This window comes from Actinopolymorpha sp. B11F2, assembly GCF_040195635.1.
GTDB lineage: Bacteria > Actinomycetota > Actinomycetes > Propionibacteriales > Actinopolymorphaceae > Thermasporomyces.
The window spans coordinates 12,316-28,120 of record NZ_JBEFTX010000017.1; the positions used below are offsets into that span (position 1 = coordinate 12,316).

Sequence of the window (15,805 nt, forward strand, 5' to 3'; positions counted from 1 at the left end):
CGGCTCACCCCGCGCAGAACGGCAGCGACCGCACCGAACGCGACGATCGTCATCACGATGAAGACCACATCAGCCATGAGCTTCCTTCCCGACGAATGGAGCCAGTACCCAGTCAAGGGCGGCGAGGGGCAGCCGACACCGGCGTTAGCGATCCCTTAGCGCGATCGCCGCCGCCTTTGACGCCCTCATGACACTCGGCCGTGAGCTCAGAGCGCGCGCGGCACGATCGTGGGGCTTGCCGGTACGAACGAGCGTGACCGCAATGACCCTTACCCTGGTCCGGTGAGTGTCGAGCTGGTCCTGTTGTCGCGGGTGGCCTTCCGCGATCAGGAGGTCAGTGGCCCAAGGCTGTGTGGCCTTCTCGCACTCCTCGCGGGCGATCTTCGGACGGGCTGCGGTACCACCCGGCTCGTGGAGGGACTCTGGCCCCACGAACGGCCCGCGAACCCGGCCAAAGCGGTCCAGATCCTGGTCTCCCGCGCCCGGGCACTACTGGGTCCGGAGGTTGTCGCCCGGACGCCGACGGGCTACCGCCTCGCACTGGGCGAGGACCAGATCGACGCCTCCGTGGTGCTGCTCTGTGCCTCGGCGGGCGCTCAGCAGGCGCGGGCCGGCCACCACGAGGCGGCACTCGCGCATGCCGAGGAAGGCCTGGCGCAGTGGAAATCCCCGCCGTCCGGGAACCACGGTGTCGACGCCCCCGGCCTCGACGACCCGGTGGCCGCCCTCCGCGTGGAGCGGGCCGTGACCTATCGGACGCTCGTACGCATCCGTGCCCTCGCCCTGGCGCGCCTGGGCCGACGTGCAGAGGCGCTCGAGCCCCTCGCCGACCTGGCCCGCGACCGGCCGCGGGACGAGGAGATCCTGCTGGAGCTGGTGCGCTGCGAGGCGGCGGTCGCGGGCACCTCCGCCGCGCTGGACCGGTACGAGGCGTACCGGCGCTCCCTTCGCGACGACCTCGGCACCGATCCGGGGCGTGCGTTGCGGGCCGAGCACCAGCAGCTCCTTCGGGGCGAGGCACCCCTGGTCCGGCACGGCGTCCCGCACGAACCCAACCCGCTGCTGGGCCGCGCCGCCGACGTCGCCGAGGTGGCGAAGCTGGTACGCACGTCCCGGGTGACGTCGATCGTCGGTCCTGGGGGACTGGGGAAGACCCGGCTCGCCTATGTCGTGGGCCGCGAGGCGGAGCAGCGGGTCGTGCACGCCGTCGCGCTCGCCGGCGTCACCGCCGCCGCCGACGTGGCCGGCGAGGTGGCATCGGCGCTCGGGGTCGGGGAGTCGCGGCGTACGACGATCAGCCACCTGTCCCGGGCGCAGGACGTGGTCACCGGGATCGTCGAGGCTCTTGGGCCCGATCCCGCGCTCCTGGTGCTGGACAACTGCGAACACGTCATCGGCGGCGTCGCCCGGCTGGTCGAGGCGTTGGTGTCGAGGACCCGGGACCTGCGCGTGCTCACGACCAGCCGCGCCCCGCTCGGCCTGTCGTCGGAGTCGGTGTACCTGCTGCCGGAGCTGGACCTCTCGGCGATCGTCGAACTCTTCGAGCAGCGCGCGAGGGCGGCGCGTCCCGGCGTCGACCTGCCGGCCGAGGCGGTGGAGGAGCTGTGTCGTCGTCTCGACGGGCTGCCCCTTGCGGCGGAGTTGGCTGCGGCACGCGTACGCGTCATGACGGTCGCCGAGATCGCCGTCGGCCTGAAGGACCGGTTCGCCCTGCTGCGGGGCGGCAGCCGGGACGCCCCGGCGCGGCATCACACCCTGCGGGCAGTCGTCGACTGGAGCTGGGACCTCCTCGGCCCTTCAGGGCGGGCAGCGATGCGCGCGTTGTCGGTCTTCCCGAATGGGTTCACCGCGGACGCCGCGCGCCACGTCCTCGGTGGGTCCGAGGGCGACGGCGACGTCCTGCAGGTGGTGGAGCACCTGGTCGACCAGTCGCTGCTCAAGGTGACGGACACCTCCGCGGGAACCCGCTTCTCGATGCTGGAGACCATGCGTGAGTTCAGCGCGGCGGAGCGGGAGTCGGCCGGCGAAACGGACCAGGCGGTCGACGGGTTCCTCGCGTGGGCGCGCCGTTTCGGCCTCACCCAGCACGACTCGGTCTTCGGGGCGGACGTGTTCACCGCCCTCGAGCGGGTCCGGGTCGAGCAGGACAACCTCGTGCAGGCACTGCGGCACGCCGTCGCCCTGCGGGATCGCGCGACGATCGCGGCGACCACAGCCGTTCTGGGCGGACTGTGGACGATCGAGGCCAACTACAAGCGGTTGAGGACGCTTTCCGAAGAGACCGCGTGGGACCTGTCGCACTACCGCCCGGAGCCTGACCTCGTCGAGGTCACGCGGACCGCCCTGACCCTGTGCTGTGCCTACACCTTCCTCGTCGAGGGGCCACGCCCGGTGCGCTCGTTGGTCGCCGCGCGTCGACTGCCGCCGGCGCCACCGGACAGCCTGGTCAGGGCCGTCGCGGTCGTACTGAGCAGCATCGAGGATCCGTCGGACCTGCACGCCCTGTGTGACAGTGCCGAGCCTTACGTCGCCGGTGTCGCCAACGCGGTCGCCACGTACGTCTGGGAGAACATGGACGACCCGGACAAGGCCCTGACCACGGCCAGACGCATGGTCGAGGCGTTCGACCGCGAGGACAGCCCGTGGCTGTGGGGGCTTGCCCATGCCCGGGTCAGCGAGCTGTGTCTCCAGGCCGAGCAGGCCGCCGAGGTCCAGCTCCACCTCAGGACGGCCATGCCCGTCGCCGAACGCATCGGGCTGTGGTCGGACGTCGTGGGGATGCGGTGGTGGATGGCGCTCGCCGCCCTGCAGCTCGGTGACCTCGACGAGGCGGAGCACTGGCTGGAGACGACGCCGCAGTGGGTCGACGCGCCTCTGGACACGCTGACGTACGGCCACGCGGTGCGCGCCGAGATCCTGCTCGCGCGAGGCGAGGTCGAGGCCGGCCTGCGGATGTGGCGGCGAACGGTCGAGCGGCTGGTCCTCGGTCAGGACCCGATGGTCTGGGTGGTGACGGGCGGCATGGACCCGTGGACCCTGGAGGCCAAGTCCGTCACCGTCGTCGCCCATGGTCAGCACGGTCGGCTGGAGCTGGTGAAGGACCTCGCCGAGGAACTCTCGCAGGTGCCGCCGGGGGCGCTCGTCCATCCGTCGTCCAACCCGTCGCCGTTCCTGGTCGAGCTGCCGATCATCGGCGCTCTGCTGGTGGCCCTGGCCGTGGTGGACTTCGACCGTGGCCGGCGTACCGGCAACGACCTCGCGACGACGTCCGGCGTTCGACTGATCGCGTTGGCGGAGCGCTTCCGGTTCCTGCGCGCCTTCGCCCCCACGATGTCGTCGGCACGGATCCGCGCGCTCGCCGAGCAGGCCGACGGATCGGCGTACGCCGACGCGGTGTCGTCGTACGCCGACCTGGATCGCGAAGGTTTGCGGGCCGCGGCTGTGGAGGTGCTGCGGGCCCGCGACCACCTCTGAGCGGCGCGCATCCGGCAGGCGGATCAGTGGGCCGGGTCGCGGTTGTACAGCTTCAGCGCCCAGAGGTATCCGAGTAGCGAGATGCCCACGCACCAGGCGACGGTCTGGACGGCGCTGCTGCCGATCGGGGTTCCCAGCAGCAGGGAGCGGATCGTCTCGATGAACGGCGTGAACGGCTGGTACTCGGCGAACCAGCGCAGTCCACTCGGCATCGAGTCGGTCGGGACGAACCCACTGCCGAGGAAGGGCAACAGGATCAGCGGCATCGGCAGGTTGCTCGCGGCCTCGACTGTCTTCGTGACCATGCCCAGGGCCGTCGACAGCCAGGTGAGGGCCAGGGCGATCAACGTGAGGACGCCGAGAAGGGCGAGCCACTCCGTCGGTCCGGTGGTGGGGCGGAACCCGACGAGCAGGGCGACACCGACGACCGCGACAAGGCCGAGCAACGTCTGGAGCACGCTGCCGATGACATGGCCGGTCATCACCGACGCCCTGGCGATGGCCATGGTGCGGAACCGGGCGATGATGCCCTCCGTCATGTCCATGGCGATCGAGATCGCCGTCCCCTGGGCGGAACCGGCGATGCCCATCATGAGGATGCCGGGAACGACGTACTCGACGTATTCCGCGCGGCCGCCCGATCCTCCCCCGGCCGCACCGCCGAGCCCGGCACCCAACGTCCCGCCGAAGACGTAGACGAACAGCAACAGGAAGATGATCGGCATCCCGGCAACCAGCAGGGTCACCGAGGGATACCGCACCATGTGCAGCAGGTTGCGGCGCAGCATCGTGGTCGAGTCGCTGACCGAATGAGAGAGGGAGCTCATCGCACGGATTCCTTTGCTGGATTGGATGCTGTGCCGGCTGCCGCGTCGGTTCCTGTGTCGGCTGATGTGTCGGCTGATGGGTCGGTTGATGGGTCGGTACGGCCGGTGAGGGCGAGAAACACGTCGTCCAGATCCGGGGTGTGGACCGACAGTTCGTCGACCTCGACCGATGCGGCGTCGAGCCGGTCGAGCAGGGCCCGCAGAGACCGGACGCCGCCGTCGCTCGGGACCTGCAGGGTGAGCGCGTCGTCATCGCGTACGACCTCGCCGATGGCGCCCGCGGCCGCCTCCAGCGCGGTCGCATCGGCGAACCGCAGGCGGATGTGTCCGCCGGGCACGAGTTTCTTGAGCTCGGCTGCCGTACCCTCGGCGACCAGCCTGCCGTGATCGAGCAGGGCGATCCGGTCGGCGAGCTCGTCCGCCTCCTCGAGGTACTGCGTGGTCAGGAAGATCGTGACGCCGCCGGCAACCAGTTCGCGGATGACCTGCCACATCGCCCGCCGGCTGCGCGGATCGAGGCCGGCGGTCGGCTCGTCCAGGAAGATGATCCGCGGGCGGCCGACCAGAGTCATCGCCAGGTCGAGTCGGCGCCGCATGCCGCCGGAGTAGGTCGAGGCCGGTTTCCTGGCCGCGTCGACGAGATCGAACCGCTCGAGGAGTTCGGAAGCGCGCCGGTCACGTTCGCGTCTGGCCAGGTGGTGCAGGTCGGCCATCAGGAGGAGGTTCTCCCGGCCGGTGAGAAGTCCGTCGACGGCGGAGAACTGACCGGTCACCCCGATCGCGGCGCGGACGCCGTCGGGATCCGTCGACAGGTCGTGGCCGGCGATCCGGGCCTTGCCACCGTCGGCGGTGATCAAGGTGGACAGGATCTGGACGGTGGTGGTCTTGCCGGCGCCGTTGGGGCCGAGCAGCGAGAAGATCGTTCCCTCGGCGACGCTCAGGTCGATGCCGTCCAGCACCACGTGGTCGCCGTAGGACTTGCGCAGCCCCGACGCCGCGATCGCCGACTCGAGAGGGGTCGTTGTCATGGGATGAGCGTGCGGCCGGAGCGGATCACCGCGGTTTCACGCCGGTTTCACCGGCAGCGTCACCAGCCAGTGCCCCTGAGCATGGGCGATACCGGCGTGGCCGGCCCGCGGCTGGAGGGCCGCACCAGATGGTCATCTAGGGTGGCGGGTCGTGAGGACACCCGCGGTCGTACCGGTCACCGGTTTCGTCGGGCAGTTCTTCACCGGGGTTGGCCTGCTGTTCCGCGGAGTTCGGATGTACGCCAGAAACCCCGGCCTGGTCCTGCTCGGCATCATCCCGGCGCTCATCACGGGTGCACTGTTTTTGGCCGGGTTCCTCGCTCTGGCGTTCGTCGTCCCCGACCTCGCGACCACCCTCACTCCGTTCGCGGAGGACTGGGCGGGCTGGGCACGCGGCGCGATCCGGGTGTCTGCCGCCCTCGCGGTGCTGGGACTCGCCGGACTCCTGGGCGTCCTCACCTTCACCGCGGTGACACTCGCCATCGGAGACCCGTTCTACGAACGGATCTCCGAACGGGTGGAGGAGTGGTACGGCGGCACCCCGAACGCGGTCGAGGTGTCCTGGGCGCGGTCGCTGCGGCGGAGCATCGCCGACTCGGCCCGGTTGGTCGCGGTCTCCCTGCTCATCGGCCTGCCGCTGTTCGTGGGCGGGTTCCTGCCGGTGGTCGGACAGACCGTCGTACCGGCGATCGGTGCGGTGGTGGGTGGGTGGGTGTTGGCGCTGGAGCTGGTCGGTTCGGCGTTCTACCGGCGTGGACTGGGCCTGCGCGACCGGCGCCGGGCGCTGCGGGCCGTCCGCCCGGTCGCCCTGGGGTTCGGCGTCGCGGTGTTCGTCTCGTTCCTCATCCCCTTTGGCGCCGTCCTGTTCACCCCCGCCGCGATCGCCGGCGCCACGCTGCTCGCCCGCCGGTCGCTCGGCGAACCCATCGAGCGCCCCTGACGCTCGCCGCGTTGCCGGCCTGGACCCGCGGGGCGGTTCAACAGCGTGGATGGGGGTAATCGGGCCCGGGACAGGGGTGATCAGGACCCTGGTGGGATCGCGATCGGGAACGACTCGCCGCGATGCGTGCACGCGGTTGGGAGCGATGATGAGTCAGATGGACGAACCGTCGGACATCGACGACATGCCCCTCGACGAAGAGGTCCTGCAGTCCGAACTCGAGGAGGAGCTGGCGGGCGAGGTCGAGGTTCCGTCGGAGTACGACGCCGTGACGACGGACGGGCTGCGGCCCGAGTCCGAGATGGAGAGCGATCCGCCGGACGCACCTGGCCACGCGAGCCGCCACGGTGTCCTCACCGAGGAGGGCCGCAACGAGGCGCTCGACGAACGACTCGCCCAGGAGGAGCCCGATCTCCCGCGCGATGCCCTGTGACGGCAGGGATCACCGCAGTTTCCGTGAGGCGGCGGCGCCGAGCCGGCGGGCGAGGTCCCGCGTCTTCTCCGACGCCGGCATGACCGCGATGGCGCGCCGGGCCTGGCGCTGCAGCCACGGGCTTCCGACCACCCGGGCCGCCGCGCGGTGCGGGATCGTGCGGTAGCTGGCGCTGAGCACGTCGACGATCCGGCCCTGTTCCACCACGACCGTGCCGATCCGTACCGGCCGCTGGCGCCCGGAGGAGTCGACCCGCACGCTGAGGGGATGCCGACCCGATGGCAGTGTCGTCACGTTGTCGAAGACGAGGGACGCCAGGTGGGGTGGTTGCAGCCGGGCCGGTAGTGCACGACTCGACCCCTCCCGGCCGAGGACGACCTCGACCTCGCGGGTCCCCGTGAACTTCGCTGTATGCATCGGCAGCGCCACGTGCAGGTCGCCGTCGCGTACGTCCAGTGGCCCGACGCCACGGGCGGCGAGGGCGGGAGCCAGGCTCGGTTGTCGTTCGTCCACATCGACAATCAGCGCTCCGTTGGGCGTCGCCCGCTGGGGCACCACGATCCGCGCCGGATCGCCGACCACGCCTGGGACGAGCACACCGCTCCACCGCTGCCCAGCCTCGATGATCACCCGCGCTGGCCGACCGAGGCCGAGCACCTGGAGCGAGACCACCACGTCGTACCGACCCGGCTCGCACGGTGCGCCACCTGCCAGCGTGTGCGGATCGATGGACGCCGTACCCGCCACAACCACCTGGAACCGTGCCTGCGGACCGGAGCCCACCGGGACCAGGGACGGCCGCAGGGTCGCCGGCGCGAACCACCAGGTGCCGGTGTCGCGGTGGCGTACGCGGATCTCGGCCTTGGCATGCTCACAGGGATCGCCGACGTCCCACGCGTCGATCGTGGGGAGGCCGGCCGCGAGCGTCGGGTCGAGCGCGTACCGCCCGTCGTTCCCGAGGACCACGACCGGGCTGCCGTCGGCGTGGACGAGGCTGGTACGGAGGTCCAGGCACAGGCGGGTGCCCTCCCACCGCACGTCGTCGACCGTGCAGGTCGCGCGGACCTGCCCACACCGCCGCGCCAGCTCCATCAGACCGTCGAGGCGTTCCCGCTCCAGCAACATCGCCCGCAGCCGCATCATCGGCGAGAGCCCGGCCACGACGTCGCCGGTCGCGAAGCCCTCGCCCCCGGAGGAGAACCGCTCCACGGCGAGCTCGCGTACGACCCGGTAGCCCAGGTTGCGGTAGCCGTCGGAGTAGCGCAGCAGTCGGGGTTCGCCGAGGCGCCGCATCATCTCGACGCGGAAGAACCGCCCCATCAGCCGGTTGCGGAGTTCGCCCGGCTCGGTGCCGGCCTCGATCGCGTCGAGGACCTCTCGGAGATTGTTGTAGTAGCCCCGCATCGTCGACGCGGTGCCGCTGCTGTTCTTGCCGTCGTCGCGGCGGTTCCAGTAGTAACACACGTAGTCGCCGACAATGGAGACCGTTCTCGCCTCGAGGTACGCCTGGACCATGAAGAGCTGATCTTCCAGGCGACGCTTCCCTTCGGGAAACCAGATGTCGTGGTCGAGCAGGAACGCCCGCCGGAACATCTTGTGCGGGCTCACGCTCTCGATCAGTGCGGTGTCCGCGATCGTGCAACGTTCCACATTCTCCCGGAACATGCTGCTCGGCCCGCCCATCGTGCCGCCCACCTTGCCCAGCACGATGTCGGAGCCGTTACGGGAGCCCATGGCGTACATGCGTTCCAGGGCCTCCGGCCCGAGCTGGTCGTCCTGGTCGACGAACTGCACGTACGCACCGCGCGCCATGGCGACGCCGACGTTGCGCGGCTTGCCGGGCCATCCGGAGTTGGCCTGGTGGTGGACGCGGACGTGTGGATACTCGGCCGCGAGCTTGTCCACTGCCGCTGGCGAGTCGTCGGTGGAGCCGTCGTCGACGAAGATGATCTCGTACTCGTCGCTGGACAGGCTCTGGGCGAGCAGCGACGCGGCGCACTCCTCGAGATAGCGGCCGGCGTTGTAGACCGGAACGACCACACTGACCTTGATCATCGGGTCTTGGCCCGTCGGCTGGCTCATTTCGTACCCCCCGTTCAGCCCGGTTGCGGTCTCCTACCCGGTCTGACACATATCGACTCCTCCGATCGGGGTGCGGCGTCTATCGTTCCTGCCATGTCCCGGCTCGACGTGGTTCCCGTCACCGCCGACCGATGGGCAGACCTCGAGACACTGTTCACGGATCCGCGATTCGGTCGGGGCGACTCCCCGCATCAGGACGCCCGTCCCGAAAGCTCGTGCTGGTGCATGTGGCCCCGGCTGCCTCGCGGCGACTTCCGGCCCTGGGATCCTTCGAACCGGGCGTCGATGCGTCAGCTCGTCGCTTCCGAGGCCATGCCGGGCCTGGTCTGCCTGGTCGGCGGTGAGCCTCAGGGTTGGTGCGCTCTGGGGCCGTGCGGCGACTTCACGCCGTACAGCTTTCCGCCCTATGTGGATCTCGTCGAACCCACGGCGTGGGCCATCCCGTGCGTCGAGGTCGTCCCGGAGGCCGGGGGATCGGGAGTCGCCGACGCGTTGGTCGAGCAGGCGAAGGCGTACGCCGCACAACGCGGCGCGACGGTCCTCTACGGCCCACCGCAGTGGTGGAAGGCGCGCGGTCAGGCCGAGTACGGCGGGGTGACGCGGCTGTTCGTTCGCCGTGGCTTCGCACAGGTGGCTCCGGGCGAGCGGGTCCCGGTCTTCCGGTGCCGGTTGGACGACCTTGCGCCAGCCGGATCGGCCGGCGAGCGCCCGGTTGGGGACTGCGGCCCATGATCATGCGCGGGTTGTCGGGTGTTTCAGCCTTGGAAAAGGGCCCGCTTCCCGCGCATGATCATGAACATCTTCCGTCCGGCCGCCCGCTCGCTTGACCGCCGCCATCTGCGCTATCTGGGAGGCAGGGCCTAAACGCTTTGCCACAGGCGGGGACCGGTCGGCCATACTTCCGAACGTGGTCGAGAGCACGCACACCGACGGCCGGGCCGGAATCGATGCCGCCCTGGTGAAGCGACTGATCGCGTCCCAGTTCCCGCAGTGGAGCGATCTTCCCGTGACGCCGGTCGAGATCGACGGGTGGGACAACCGCACCTACCGGCTCGGTGACGAGCTGACCGTGCGGCTCCCCACCGCCGAGTCCTACACTCCGGCCGTCGACAAGGAAGATCGCTGGCTGCCGATCCTCGCGCCGGCGTTGCCCGTGCCCATCCCGGTGCCGGTGGCCAAGGGGACTCCGGGCGAGGGATACCCGTTCAGCTGGTCGATCCGGCGTTGGATGGACGGCGAGACCGCGAGCCCCGACCGCATCGAGGACATGGCGACCTTCGCGACCTCCGTCGCCGAGTTCATCGTTGCGCTGCAACGCATCGACGCGACGGGCGGGCCGCTGGCGGGCGCGCACAGCTTCTACCGTGGTGCGCCGCCGGCCCACTACGACGAGGAGACCCGCCGCTCGCTCACCGCGCTGAAGGGCCGCATCGACACCGACAAGGCGGCGGCCGTGTGGGACGCCGCACTCGAAACCACCTGGGACGCCCCGCCGGTGTGGTTCCACGGCGACATCGCGAGCGGCAACCTCCTGGTCAGGAACGGAAAGCTCACGGCCGTCCTCGACTTCGGCACCTCCGGCGTCGGCGATCCCGCCTGCGACCTGGTCATCGCGTGGACGATGTTCTCGGGACAGAGCAGGGAGGCGTTCCGGCGCACGGTGGGTCAGGATCACGCGACGTGGGCGCGGGCGCGGGGGTGGGCGTTGTGGAAGGCGCTCATCACCCTCGTCAACGACATCGACACCGACGAACGGGCTGCCGCGGGCAACCGGCGCGTGATCGACGCGGTCCTGGCCGACCACGATCGCACCGGCTGACTCAGGCGTACCGGCCGCGGAACTTCTGTTCGAGGCCTCGAGGGTGTGGTGGCGACGGTCGGTGCGTCCGTCCGGTCGATGCACCACCAGTGACGACTCGCCGCGGCAGGACGGCGGTCATTGCGCTCGCCCGCGCGAACGGATAGACCGAACCGAGCCGCGAGAGCCGCGCTGACGGAAGGTGGACCATGAGTGACCTCGACAGCGACCGCGACGCCGATCTCCAGGCCGACCTCGACGCGGACTTCGATGCCGCGGTGGCGGCTGTCCGGACCCAGGACACCGACCCCGGGAACGACGTGAAGCTGCGGCTCTACGCGTTGTACAAGCAGGCGACCGTCGGCGAGGTCACGGGGAAGCGGCCGGGGTTCACCAACCCCGTGGGCCGCGCGAAGTTCGACGCGTGGGACGCCGTGCGCGGCATGTCGGCAGCGGCGGCCAAACGTGCGTACATCGCTCTCGCCGCCGACCTGCCACGGTAGGTCTCGGGTCTCAGCCGTCTCGCACAAAGTGGGTGAGCTGCGACTGCTTCACCCGGCACGGCGAGCACCACGCCACAGGAGGTCGCTGGCGCCCGCGCGGAGGACGGGCGGCGGGCGGGCGGGGCAGTTCGCGGGTCAGGGGACGACGATCGGGTGGTTCGCGACGAAGATGTTGTCGGGATCCACCTCGGCCTTGATGCGTACCAGCCGGTCGTAGGTGTCGGTAGGGAAACAGGCACGAAGGTCGACCGGCCGGCTCTCGGCGAAGTTGGCGAAGCTCCCGCCGGTGCTCCACGGCCGAAGTTTCTCCAGCAGCGCCGCGAGGCCGGCATCGATCACTGCCGTCGCGTCCGGGTTGAGGGTGATGCCGGCGGCAAAGAGGACGAACGACCCGTCGATCGTCGCGAGGGCGCCGGCATCGGGATGCGGCCGAGCCAGGGCACCGCCGAGAGCGCGCAGCTCCACCGACAACAGCGGCGAATCCGTGTCTGGTCCCGCCACCTCCAGCATCGCGTCGAGTGCCTTGTCGGGGAAGTCGGCGAGAAGCGTCTGGTCGGCGAGGAGAGGCGTGGGTCGTTCCGGATCGAGGTGCAGCCGGCTCAACGCGACCGGCGGCACCGACGCGAACGTGTCCAGCTCGGGACCGAGCGCGCGCAGGTCCTGAAGCAGTCGGGCACCGGCGTCCTCGTCGCACAACGCGGCCGCCTCGACCACCACCAGCTTCCGGCCCCGCAGCGGCTCCGGAATCGACGCGAGCGGAGGCAGTTGCAGCAACCGGGCGGCCGAGGTCACGTCCTCCGGTACGCCGGACAGCCAGTCCCGCCAGGCTTTCAGCACCTGGCTGGCCCGCTCCCACGGCCACACCAGCCAGCCGGCGTACAGGCGGGAGGCAGGGTAGAGCCGGAACTCCAGCGCGGTGACCACGCCGAAGTTCCCGCCACCACCGCGGAGAGCCCAGAACAGGTCGGGGTCCTGGGCATGGTCGACTCGCCGCAACCGACCATCGGCCGTCACGATCTCGATCGCGGTCGCGCTGTTGGCGGCCAGCCCGTACTTGCGGGCGAGCCAACTCAGGCCCCCACCGAGCGTGTAGCCGGCGACGCCGACGTCCGGCGATGAACCAGCCAGCGGCGCCAGGCCCAACCGCGAGGCGGGCCTGGTGACGTCGAGCCACACGGTTCCGCCGCCGACCCGTGCGCTGTGGGTCGCGGCGTCGAGCTCGACCGCGTTCATGCGCGAGGTTTTCAGCAGGACGCATCCCTCGAGCGAGTCATACGCGCCGGCGGCGTGACCGGTGGACTGCGTCGCGACCCGCCATCGGGCTGTCCTGGCCGCATGGACGGCCACCATCACGTCGCCGGGCGTGGCCGGGTAGGCGATGGCCGCCGGCTGCTGGCTGACGGTGAGATTCCACGCGGCACGGGCATCGTCCCAGTCCGGATCGCCAGGCAGGATGAAGAAATCAGGGAGCCGGCCTCGGAGCACGTCGGGTGCCGAGCCGGGTTCGGTAGACACAGGCGGTCGTCTCCTTATCGATTGCCCCGGTTGTTACGTGCAGCGCTGGGGGAGGGTCTCCTTTCGTAGGACGACGTTCGTCGATCCAGGCGCTCGCACCAACCCCCCGATCGAGGGGATTGCGGGCAGTGGCGACGTCCCCGACCATGGTGAACTGTGGCGGCGACCCTCCAGACCGGCGACCGGCGGCGGCGTGATGAGCTGGTGCTCCGCGTCCAGCACATGGACGATCCGGCTGCCGTCTTCGCGGAAGCGTCGGCGCGGCTGCGCCGGCTGGTCCCCTTCGACCTGTCCGGGTGGATGGCAACGGACCCGGGCACCGGACTGCCCGTTGCCCCGACGTTGTTCGACGGGCCCATGTACAGCTCGGACGACTACTGCATCGACTACTGGCGTCAGGAGTTCTGTGTCGGTGACGTCAACCTGTTCCGTGACATCGCGCGGGCGCCCACGCCCGCGGCCTCCCTGCGCGCCGCCGTCGACGATCCCCGGCGAAGTGCCCGCTACCGCAACGTCCTGCAGCCGTTGGGCGTCGACGACGAGCTGCGGCTGGTGCTCCGGGTCGGCGAAAGCCAGTGGGGTGCCGTCAGTCTGTGGCGCAGGCCGGGTCAGCCTCCGTTCACCGAACGGGAGATCATGCTGGTCGCGAGCCTGTCCGAACCGCTCGGAGAGACCCTGCGGCTGCGGGCACGTCCGGCGGACACGATCACCGAGCACCCTCTCCAAGACCAGCCCGGCCTGCTGCTCTTCGACCCGAGCGGCGCACTGATCTCGGCCAATGACCAGGCCAAGTGGTGGCTGGACGAGTTGCACCCGTGCCGGCTCACCCGCGCAACCGACCTGGGCGTCACCATTCCCCTGTGGCTGATGGGTGTGGTGTTCCACGCCAGTGCGGTCGCGCTGGGGACCGGCAACGGCACCGCGCGGGCGCGCGTACGTACCCGCCGCGGCCAGTGGCTGGTGTGCCACGCGTCCTGCATGCGTGACGCGGGCGGCTCCGTGACCGCGATCGCCACCGTCATCGAGCCGGCGAAGCGGGCGGAGATCGCGCCGGTCCTCGTCGAGGCGTACGACCTGTCGCTGCGCGAGCAGGAGATCACCGGCCTGATCGTCCGGGGTGCGGGGACAGCCGACATCGCCGACGAGCTGTCGCTGTCCGTCCACACTGTCCGCGACTACATCAAGGCGATCTTCGGCAAGGTCAACGTCTCCAGCCGCGGAGAACTCGTGGGCAGACTCTTTGCCGAGCACTACCTGCCGATGCACACCAGAGAACTCGCCCACATCGACGAGAGCGTCAAGGGAACGACCTATCTGACGTGACCGGTCGCGGGCCCCGGCGGCCTGCCGCGGTAGTAGTCGGCGAGCGCGGCGAACGCGGCCTTGGGTTCCCACGCCATGCCGGGGTAGGTGTCGCCGGTGCGGTCCTGGAAGACCTTGACGATGCCGTACGACGCCCTGTCCAGGTCGTCGGCGGGGTCTGCGTCGGGGCGGTGCGGAAGCTGGTAGCCGGCGAACGTGTAGACGAATGCCGCGTCGACCCCCTCGGCATCGAAGATGTCCAGCAGTTCGCGCAGGTAGGTGGCCTGTTCGGTTTCGTCGCGAAGGTGGTCGCCGGTAAGCCGGACCGGCGTGACGGTCTCCTTGTCCCACTCGATGATCTCGCCGCCACGGGCGCCCATGTCCGCGGCACCGCGATACGTCGCGCAACCGAACTCGGTGATCGCGACGGGCTTTCCCTGCGCGACAAGGGCACGGATGCCCTCGCGGTAGCTGGCGGCGACCTCGACCGATCGGTAGGCGTCGACGGAGATGATGTCGAACGGCGTCCAGTCGACGTTCTCGAACGGGATGGCGGCGTAGCTGACCCTGCCGCCGAAGCTCTCGCGGACCGCCGCGACGGCCGCGGCGAGGAATTCGTTGATACGTACGGGAACGTCCGGCAGTACCTCGCGCAGGCGATGGGGCGCGGCCAGCAGCTCCATGCGTTCGGCGAGCGTCTCGCCGGGCAGAAAGCCCTTGTTCAACAGGCTCAGTTCCGCGCCGGTGACGAACACGACCTCGGCTCCGGCGCGGCGCAACCGCTCGGCACGGTCTGCGCAGTCCGCGAGCAGGGCGAGCATCTCGTCGGTGGTCAGGTCGCACGTGAACGGTGAGTACCAGATCTCCAGGCCGAGCTCGGCGGCAATCGTGGCAGCGATGTCCAGCCGGTCTGGATCGCCGCCGATGACGCGGACCGCGTTGCAGTGCAGGTCGTCGCGGATGACGCGCAACTCGCGCTTCACCACGTCGACGTCGAACTTTTCGCGGGAGCTCACTCCGGAGTTGAGGAAGCCGGTGTCGTAGCTGATGCCATTGGCTCGCATCTGGATGCCTCTCACTGCAGGGATCGGGATCGGCGCCTTCGGATTTCACGCCGACCGGTTCTCACTATAGGGTACTGAGAGTACCTTACGTGAGATCCAGTCAGCGTGCTAGCCCGAGGAGGCGTAGGGTACGTCTCGTGCCGGAAGGTGGAGGTGTCGATGGCCGATGACCCGTCGGCGAGGGCGGGCGCCACGCCGTCGAGGCGGCGGGGAACAGCCCTCGAGGAGGCGATCCTCCACGCTGCCGCGCAGGAGCTCGCCGAGGCCGGATACGTCGGCCTGACCATGGATCGGGTCGCCAGGCGGGCCGGCACCAACAAGAACGCGATCTACCGCCGCTGGCCCAACCGTGCCGCGCTCGGCGTCGCGGCGTACCGGCATCTGGCGATCGACGAACTGGAGCTTCCCGACACCGGCGAGCTGCGCGCCGACGTGCTGGAGTTGATGCGGGGAGCAAACCGGCACTGGTCCTCGCCTCTGGGCGAGATCCTTCGTGGCCTCCTGTCCCACGTCGGCGACGACCCGGCCGTGCGCACGGAGCTGCAGGAACGGTTCAGCGACGGCGGCAGCGCCATCTGGCTGACCGTGCTGGGACGGGCCGTGGCTCGAGGTGAGGCCGCCCCGGAGGTCCTCCATCCGCGAGTGGCCACCGTGGCGGTCGTGCTGCTTCGCAACGAGTTCGTCACCCGTGGAGTCACCACGGTCCCCGACGACGTGCTGGTCGAGATCGTCGACGAGGTGTATCTGCCACTGGTCAGCGGGCGCGGGCGCGCAGCGGCGCCAGAGTGATCATCGTGACCCTGGGAATTGCGAAGCCAGGGGACGTGACGCACGCGAGG

The 15,805-nt window shown here is 70.0% G+C and carries 13 protein-coding genes; 8 read left to right on the plus strand and 5 right to left on the minus strand.

All coding sequences use genetic code 11. The features are described from left to right. Positions 1–282: 282 nt before the first annotated feature. Positions 283–3,474 (plus strand): ATP-binding protein, encoded by a 3,192-nt coding sequence (locus ABN034_RS25990; RefSeq protein ID WP_349693591.1) that lies wholly within the window; start codon positions 283–285, stop codon positions 3,472–3,474. Positions 3,475–3,497: 23 nt separating this feature from the next. Here ABN034_RS25990 and ABN034_RS25995 read toward each other — a convergent pair whose 3' ends face one another. Both ABN034_RS25995 and ABN034_RS26000 read right to left on the minus strand, forming a co-directional pair. After that, positions 3,498–4,301 (minus strand): ABC transporter permease, encoded by an 804-nt coding sequence (locus ABN034_RS25995; protein ID WP_349693592.1) that lies wholly within the window; start codon positions 4,299–4,301, stop codon positions 3,498–3,500. Continuing rightward, on the minus strand, positions 4,298–5,329 hold the full coding sequence (locus ABN034_RS26000; protein WP_349693593.1) for an ATP-binding cassette domain-containing protein: 1,032 nt from the start codon (positions 5,327–5,329) through the stop codon (positions 4,298–4,300). The genes ABN034_RS25995 and ABN034_RS26000 overlap by 4 nt, the downstream gene beginning before the upstream one ends. A gap of 151 nt (positions 5,330–5,480) precedes the next feature. Between ABN034_RS26000 and ABN034_RS26005 the strand changes: the two genes are divergently transcribed. After that, on the plus strand, positions 5,481–6,269 hold the full coding sequence (locus tag ABN034_RS26005) for an EI24 domain-containing protein (RefSeq protein WP_349693594.1): 789 nt from the start codon (positions 5,481–5,483) through the stop codon (positions 6,267–6,269). A 157-nt stretch (positions 6,270–6,426) separates the two neighbouring features. Beyond that, entirely contained in the window at positions 6,427–6,702 is a 276-nt protein-coding gene (locus ABN034_RS26010) for a hypothetical protein (protein ID WP_349693595.1), read from the plus strand. 9 nt (positions 6,703–6,711) lie between these two features. Here ABN034_RS26010 and ABN034_RS26015 read toward each other — a convergent pair whose 3' ends face one another. After that, positions 6,712–8,784: a glycosyltransferase gene (locus tag ABN034_RS26015; RefSeq protein WP_349693596.1), complete on the minus strand. Its 2,073-nt coding sequence runs from the start codon at positions 8,782–8,784 to the stop codon at positions 6,712–6,714. A gap of 93 nt (positions 8,785–8,877) precedes the next feature. Here ABN034_RS26015 and ABN034_RS26020 point away from each other — a divergent pair, with 93 nt between their 5' ends. The 3 genes from ABN034_RS26020 (at position 8,878) to ABN034_RS26030 (ending at position 11,085) form a co-directional block, all read left to right on the plus strand. Beyond that, on the plus strand, positions 8,878–9,516 hold the full coding sequence (locus tag ABN034_RS26020) for a GNAT family N-acetyltransferase (protein ID WP_349693597.1): 639 nt from the start codon (positions 8,878–8,880) through the stop codon (positions 9,514–9,516). Positions 9,517–9,691: 175 nt separating this feature from the next. Then, positions 9,692–10,603, plus strand: coding sequence for an aminoglycoside phosphotransferase family protein (locus tag ABN034_RS26025; RefSeq protein WP_349693598.1), 912 nt, complete (start codon positions 9,692–9,694; stop codon positions 10,601–10,603). A 188-nt stretch (positions 10,604–10,791) separates the two neighbouring features. Continuing rightward, on the plus strand, positions 10,792–11,085 hold the full coding sequence (locus ABN034_RS26030; protein ID WP_349693599.1) for an acyl-CoA-binding protein: 294 nt from the start codon (positions 10,792–10,794) through the stop codon (positions 11,083–11,085). Positions 11,086–11,220: 135 nt separating this feature from the next. On the opposite strand, the gene ABN034_RS26035 is transcribed toward ABN034_RS26030, so the two are convergent. Continuing rightward, positions 11,221–12,600, minus strand: a complete 1,380-nt coding sequence (locus ABN034_RS26035; RefSeq protein WP_349693600.1) for an FAD-binding oxidoreductase — start codon at positions 12,598–12,600, stop codon at positions 11,221–11,223. Positions 12,601–12,756: 156 nt separating this feature from the next. Here ABN034_RS26035 and ABN034_RS26040 point away from each other — a divergent pair, with 156 nt between their 5' ends. Then, the gene (locus ABN034_RS26040) at positions 12,757–13,923 is read left to right on the plus strand and encodes a LuxR C-terminal-related transcriptional regulator (RefSeq protein WP_349693601.1); all 1,167 of its coding nucleotides are present in this window, start codon (positions 12,757–12,759) and stop codon (positions 13,921–13,923) included. Here the strand turns inward: ABN034_RS26040 and ABN034_RS26045 are convergent. Then, the gene (locus ABN034_RS26045) at positions 13,911–14,966 is read right to left on the minus strand and encodes a glycoside hydrolase family 113 protein (RefSeq protein WP_349693602.1); all 1,056 of its coding nucleotides are present in this window, start codon (positions 14,964–14,966) and stop codon (positions 13,911–13,913) included. The genes ABN034_RS26040 and ABN034_RS26045 overlap by 13 nt on opposite strands. 159 nt (positions 14,967–15,125) lie before the next feature. On the opposite strand from ABN034_RS26045, the gene ABN034_RS26050 reads away from it, so the two are divergent. After that, a complete protein-coding gene (locus ABN034_RS26050; protein WP_349693603.1) occupies positions 15,126–15,755 on the plus strand; it encodes a TetR/AcrR family transcriptional regulator in 630 nt (209 codons plus the stop codon). The last annotated feature ends 50 nt before the right edge of the window (positions 15,756–15,805 follow it).

What these genes read in the sequence shown, in the direction of transcription:
- ABN034_RS26045 (WP_349693602.1), bottom strand. Translation starts at nt 14,966, where the DNA reads ATGCGAGCCAATGGCATCAGCTACGACACCGGCTTCCTCAACTCCGGA.
- ABN034_RS26015 (WP_349693596.1), bottom strand. Translation starts at nt 8,784, where the DNA reads ATGAGCCAGCCGACGGGCCAAGACCCGATGATCAAGGTCAGTGTGGTC.
- ABN034_RS25995 (WP_349693592.1), bottom strand. Translation starts at nt 4,301, where the DNA reads ATGAGCTCCCTCTCTCATTCGGTCAGCGACTCGACCACGATGCTGCGC.
- ABN034_RS26030 (WP_349693599.1), top strand. Translation starts at nt 10,792, where the DNA reads ATGAGTGACCTCGACAGCGACCGCGACGCCGATCTCCAGGCCGACCTC.
- ABN034_RS26000 (WP_349693593.1), bottom strand. Translation starts at nt 5,329, where the DNA reads ATGACAACGACCCCTCTCGAGTCGGCGATCGCGGCGTCGGGGCTGCGC.
- ABN034_RS26020 (WP_349693597.1), top strand. Translation starts at nt 8,878, where the DNA reads ATGTCCCGGCTCGACGTGGTTCCCGTCACCGCCGACCGATGGGCAGAC.
- ABN034_RS26010 (WP_349693595.1), top strand. Translation starts at nt 6,427, where the DNA reads ATGGACGAACCGTCGGACATCGACGACATGCCCCTCGACGAAGAGGTC.
- ABN034_RS26050 (WP_349693603.1), top strand. Translation starts at nt 15,126, where the DNA reads ATGGCCGATGACCCGTCGGCGAGGGCGGGCGCCACGCCGTCGAGGCGG.